Origin of the sequence: Algibacter sp. (assembly GCF_049667265.1) — a bacterium.
Taxonomy (GTDB): domain Bacteria; phylum Bacteroidota; class Bacteroidia; order Flavobacteriales; family Flavobacteriaceae; genus Algibacter_B.
In genome coordinates this window covers 1-3905 of record NZ_JBATHX010000296.1, presented here as the reverse complement: position 1 = coordinate 3905, position 3905 = coordinate 1, and the positions used below count along the sequence as shown (strand labels likewise).

General features: G+C 36.4%; 3 protein-coding genes. All 3 read right to left on the bottom strand.

All coding sequences use genetic code 11. The annotated features are described in order from the left end of the window. Positions 1-930: NAD(P)/FAD-dependent oxidoreductase (locus WBN21_RS10820; RefSeq protein WP_424200161.1), on the bottom strand; the 930-nt coding region annotated here is incomplete at its 3' end. Between the two features lie 221 nt (positions 931-1151). Then, entirely contained in the window at positions 1152-1949 is a 798-nt protein-coding gene (locus tag WBN21_RS10815) for a hypothetical protein (protein WP_424200159.1), read from the bottom strand. A 40-nt stretch (positions 1950-1989) separates the two neighbouring features. Beyond that, complete coding sequence (locus WBN21_RS10810) at positions 1990-3750, bottom strand: sodium:solute symporter family transporter (RefSeq protein WP_424200157.1); 1761 nt, start codon at positions 3748-3750, stop codon at positions 1990-1992. Positions 3751-3905 lie beyond the last annotated feature (155 nt).

Sequence of the window (3905 nt, the reverse complement as noted above, 5' to 3'; positions counted from 1 at the left end):
AATTTGATTAACCGCTACATCTGCCATATCATACCCTGGAGCTACTAAACCGTATATCATTTGGTTATAAAGAGCGACTTCGCCAATGGCATATATTTCCGAATCAGAGGTTTGCATTTTGTTATTTACTACAATACCACCACGCGTTCCCATTTCTAAGCTGCACGTTTTAGCCAACTCATCTCTAGGTCGAATACCAGCAGAAACAACAAGCATTTCAACATCAATTTTATCATACTCGCCAAATTCCATTCCTGAAATAGCCTTTTCACCTAAAATTTGATTGGTCGCTTTTGATAAATGTACATGAATTCCTAAAGATTCGATTTTTTCTTGTAATACTTTACTAGCTCGAGTATCTAATTGTCTTGGCATTAATTTTGGGGCAAATTCCACTACATGAGGCTCTAAACCCATATCCATAACAGCTTTAGCTGCTTCTAACCCTAAAAGACCACCACCAAGTACGGCTGCTTTTACGGTTTCTGTCCTACCTTTTTGAATTTTATCTGCATATGCAAGCATATCTTCCAAATCTTCAATAGTTCTGTAAACAAAAACACCCTTTTTTTCTATACCCTTTATATTAGGTACAAAAGGTGCAGAACCAGTTGCCAACACTAAATAATCGTATTTATAATTTAACTCTTTGGTGGTTGTGATTTTTTTTGAGGCCCGATGAATAGCTATAATTCGCTCTCCTGTAATTAACTCAATTTTGTTGTCTGCGTACCATTCTGATGGTGCCATTTCTAGTGCTTTGGCATCTTGATTTCCGAAGAATTCGCTTAAATGAACTCTATCATAAGCTGGCCTTTTTTCCTCACCAAAAACGGTGATTTTAAAATCTTTGCCATCGTTTTGTGCTATAAACTTTTCACAAAATTTATAACCAACCATTCCGTTTCCAACAACAATTATATGCTTCATAATTACGTATTTTAAAACAAAACTAAGTATTTTTACTTATTTTCAATCAAAATATGCTAAGAAATTTACGTAGAATAGCGATTATTGTCAATTTCTCAAATAGAGATTAACTTATTTAAGGTTTAAGTAAATAATGCCTTTTTAAATTATGAAAGTATGAGAATTTCCTAATTAATAAAATTCACCATAAATCAATAAAAATAGCTATTTGGATAAATGTTTTAATGCAATACCTGTTCTATACTATGCTGAAGAACATTATAATCAGTTGACTCAATTAAACCAATAGAAAAGGTTTCAACTGTATTTAGAAACTTGTTTGTTGTTTCACCATTTTGACGACCAAAACCCAAAACTGTCATATCAGGTCTAAACACATAATTATCTGGCAATTTATCATCTTGATGGTGTAGCATATACAACATTCGTGGCATGTTTTTATCACCAAAGGCCATCCATTCAGGAGCAGGTAAATCGCCCGTAAAAGGTTCCTTTATTGGGTGGCTATTTTTATCAATTGATGCATACCAAAAATCGGTAGTATCCATTTCACCACCTGGAACACCTTCATATTGTACCCAATATTTATACCCTTCACTTATTTTTGTCATGGTAAAATCACATCGTTCTGGGTAAAAATCCCATTGCCCCTGCCATTTTCCATTTTCAGAATTAAAAATTATCCTGACATGATTATCTGATTCTATCTCCACTTCTGAAATAGAAGGATCCGTTTTGGCATTCATGGCGTGAAAGTAGCTTCCATCTTGTTTGTGAATGGCATTCGGAAATCCTCGATATTCGCCTTTATGTGCCGAACCTTCCTTATTATGAAAACCTACCCAATCTATACCATCTTTATCAATCATACTTGACAAGCCGCCACCTTCTTTTTCTAAATAATAAGTAGCCGAGGGGGTTGTAATAATGTATGCCGAACCGCCACCTGCAGATTCGTCTATGCCGTGTTCAAGACGCACTATCTGCTTAGTACAAGAACTTATACTAAATAGTAGCAAAAGTAATAGTATTGATTTTTTCAGACCCACAACCATTTTTTTAGATTGAACTTGAAGTAGTATTACTTTTAGTACTTCGCTTAAATAAATAGCCTATAAGACCGATGATTAGTGAACAAACTACAAATAATAACCTGCCCCACAATGGATTAGGAATCAAAGCCATAAGCATAATACCAGCACTCATAACAAGCACCATGCCGCCCAATTTATTTCTTTGTTGACGGTCCACTTCGTCCTGTTGATCATCTGCAATAACCGGTGTTACAAGATCCTCGAAAAACCTGTCAGTTTCTAGTTTGTTTTCATCCTTAGCTTCATTGTAGAATAAGGAAGTTGCCCAGAAAAAACTTGAGGTGATAAACACATGGCCAGCAATGGTTAGAATAATATTCATGTCTACAATTTCACGACTAGTAAGTGAATCAACACCAAACCATGAAACAAAAACATCTGGGGTAATAACATTATCAACCATCCAAGAAACTCCTAAACCAAGAACAATAGTAACCCAAGGCGCCCATTTAGGCGTCTTTTTCACAACAATTCCAACTACTAATGGCACCATCATTGGTAGCTGAACCATAGTTGAAACCCTCATCATAAGTTCATATAAACTGAGTTCTTTAAGCGTTGCGAAATAAAACGCAACGGCAATAACACCCATGCCACTAATTAAGCTAACCAATTGACTGATTCGTAATAACTTCTTGTCATCTTTTTGTTTATTCTTTTTAGCAAGAAAAGGTTGATAGATACTTCGAACAAAGATTCCAGCATTTTTATTTAATGCTGAGTCCATAGAAGACATAGATGCAGCAAAAAGGCCGGCCATAAGTAATCCAACAGTCCCTATAGGCATGGCATTCTTGGCAAAAACTAGATATACCGCATCTGCTGCTTTGTTGCCTAATTGGGCATAATCTGCTGATGCATCTGGGTATATGGAAGCAGCTGCCCAGGGCGGGATAAACCAAATAATAGTTCCTACCCCCATTAGCGTTGTGGCTAATAAGGCCGCTTTACGTGCGTTAATGGTATCTTTTGCACCAAGAAATCGAAATGAATCATGCAGATTCATCATGGTTATAATCTGTTTAGGTAAAAAGAATATGAATGTTCCAATTAATATTAACGGGTAGTTCATATTTGGGCCTATGAGAAATCCTCCAGGAAAATTATCAACTAAATTTACTGGGCCGTCAACCAATACCAAAGCAACTATTGCTGTAGCTACTGAAACAACTGCCACCACCAAAGTTTGAACAAAGTCTGATGCAACAACCCCCCAGGCTCCTGATAATACTGACACAAAAACTACTGTTAATCCTATCCCAATGATGGTTACAAAAATATCTGCCTCAAAAACGGCACTAGTAAAAACCCCTAAAGCGTTTAACCAGACCCCCGCATTAATGAAGGAAAACACAATTAATGCCCAGGAAAAAAACAACTCATTACCAGGTCCAAATCGCCTTTTTATTGCTTCTGTTGGTGTATCCACTCTCATTTGTCTAAATCGATGAGCGAAGTATAAATATCCACAATAGAATGCAAATGTATTTCCAATATACACGGCACAAATAGCGAACCCGTCATTAAAAGCTTTTCCCGCTGCTCCTGTAAAAGTCACCGCTGAAAATTGTGCCATAAATGCCGTTGAACCGACCATCCACCAAAGCATTCTACCTCCTCCACGAAAATAATCACTTGTAGATTTACTCGCCATTCGTGAAAACACAACACCAATAGCAAGAATTAATATAAAGTAAAGCCCGATAACGAGATAGTCGTAAAACATAGTTATTTCTTTTTATTGCAGATGACGCACATCTGTCCAGTTATCATTCTTTCTAATTAAGTCAATTAGTTTTTGGTATAGGCTACCTTCCTTAAAAGTTTGGTAAGGCGCAACCTTCTCTCCCTTAATATCTTTCACAAATTCTCTTACTAGGT